The sequence below is a fragment of the Thiohalocapsa halophila genome (genome assembly GCF_016583825.1).
Classification (GTDB): Bacteria; Pseudomonadota; Gammaproteobacteria; order Chromatiales; family Chromatiaceae; genus Thiohalocapsa; species Thiohalocapsa halophila.
In genome coordinates, this window is sequence record NZ_NRRV01000174.1 from 1 (window position 1) to 1,665 (window position 1,665).

The 1,665-nt window shown below is 62.5% G+C and carries 1 protein-coding gene and 1 pseudogene; one reads left to right on the top strand and one right to left on the bottom strand.

Translation table 11 applies throughout. The annotated features are described in order from the left end of the window. The first annotated feature begins 195 nt into the window (after positions 1-195). Positions 196-867 carry an alkaline phosphatase family protein gene (locus tag CKO31_RS25780; protein WP_200243696.1) on the top strand — a complete coding sequence of 224 codons (672 nt, stop codon included), beginning with the start codon at positions 196-198 and terminating at the stop codon, positions 865-867. Between the two features lie 420 nt (positions 868-1,287). Here CKO31_RS25780 and CKO31_RS27085 read toward each other — a convergent pair. Then, positions 1,288-1,473: pseudogene (locus CKO31_RS27085) on the bottom strand (DUF6399 domain-containing protein); the annotation flags it as partial. Positions 1,474-1,665 lie beyond the last annotated feature (192 nt).

Genomic DNA, 1,665 nt, shown 5'->3' on the forward strand with positions numbered 1-1,665 from the left:
AAGCTCGGCCGCCGCGTCGTCATCACCGCACTGGTGATGCGCGAGTACTTCGTGCAGCCCAGCCTGGTTAGGGCGGCGCTTTGAACTCTTCACCGGTTTGTCGAGGATTTTGGAGGTAAGGGACTAACCAACCATCGCGCAGACCGCGTATCTCAGCTGGCAAAGTTGCTGAACGCGGATTGTCACGTAGTCGCGATGGTTGAGCTGAAACATGAGGCCGTTCCGCTCGACGACGTCTTCTTCCCGACTCAAGCGATCAGTGGTGGGCTCATCGATGTACTGAAGCGAGCAGGGTTTCGGACCGTCCGTTTGTCGGAGCAGTGCAAATTCCCCCATGTCACGTACTTTATCAACGGGATGCAGGGCGATGATACCTCGACAGGGGTCGAGGTGCCGACCATCCCCGACGATGAGATCCTGGGAAATCCCGCCATGTCGATTAGCCAGTTGGGCGCCGAGCTCGAGCGGCTGATGGCCGACGACACCCCCGGTCAGGTCCTGATCGTCAATGTCCCCAACCTTGATCAGGTTGGGCACCAAGGCAATCTAGACGCAGCGGGTAAAGCGGGCTCCGCGGTGGACGAGCTCGTCAGGAACGCGGTTGGGTCTTGGGCCAAGGAACACGGCTGGCAATTGCTCATCACAGCCGATCACGGCAATGCCGATGTCATGGTTGATGCCCAGGGCCGACCCATAGGCTCGCATTCGACCAGCCCCGTGCCGATGGTCGCTATATCCCACAACGGCAAGGTGGTAGAGTGGCGAAGGAACTCGGGTGACCTGAGTAACGTCGCCGCCAGCCTGCTCACCCTGTTGGAAGCGGACTGTCCTGACACCATGAATGAGAGCCTCATTGCGCTGAATTGAGCGGCGGGGAAGGGGTAGCGCGCAAGTCTTATTGCGCCGTGCAAGGCGGGCTCTCTCATTGGGTGAACCCGCCCGCCCCCGGCAACGTTCGCTCCAGCCGGTAGCGATCGCGGCGGTCGTGGAGGCGACGGATCGGCTGAAACCACTGGCGTAGAAACCCTTTGTCGTGGCTTGGCGAGTATACAGGCTGTAACCTGCACCTGAGTCTGTGATTTGCAGAAGCCCATCTTCCTCGCAGACTCACGCGGAAGCAACGGTGTGGCGGTAGCATCTGGTGGTTTCCCTCATCACCTGATGGATAGCCCGTTGCGCCGTTTCATCACTGCGGAAGCCGAGGCAGATTTCACCTCCCACGCCGAGCCTTGATCATAACTCCGGACCACCCGCGTCGTGCGGCCAGCGACGTCAGGTAGGGCATCTTTAATCTCGGCGGTCGTCGTCGGCGCGGACGCGGCGGTAGCTGCACGCGCGAGGACCTGCGCGAACAGTGGCGGCGGCGCGCAGCTGAAGAGGCGCTCGGGCAGCGGTGGTGCCGTCGGCGCGACGGATGTGGAAGTTCTGCGCGGCGGTGAGCACAGCAAGCTCGCGATCGCTGAGGCGATGACGCCGGTGGCGATGGAGCGAGAGCTGGTCGTTGCGCCCCTCGACTGCGGAGCTGGAGCGTTGGACGCGGACCTACGTGAGGCGAGTGCTGGGGTCTCTCGGCGCGGCTTGAAAGGGCGGTACCACTGGCCTGCAGCGGCAGGCGGTCATCCCTGGCGGATCACGCCGGCGACGATGCCGAGGATCTGCAGCTCC

What these genes read in the sequence shown, in the direction of transcription:
- CKO31_RS25780 (WP_200243696.1), top strand. Translation starts at nt 196, where the DNA reads ATGGTTGAGCTGAAACATGAGGCCGTTCCGCTCGACGACGTCTTCTTC.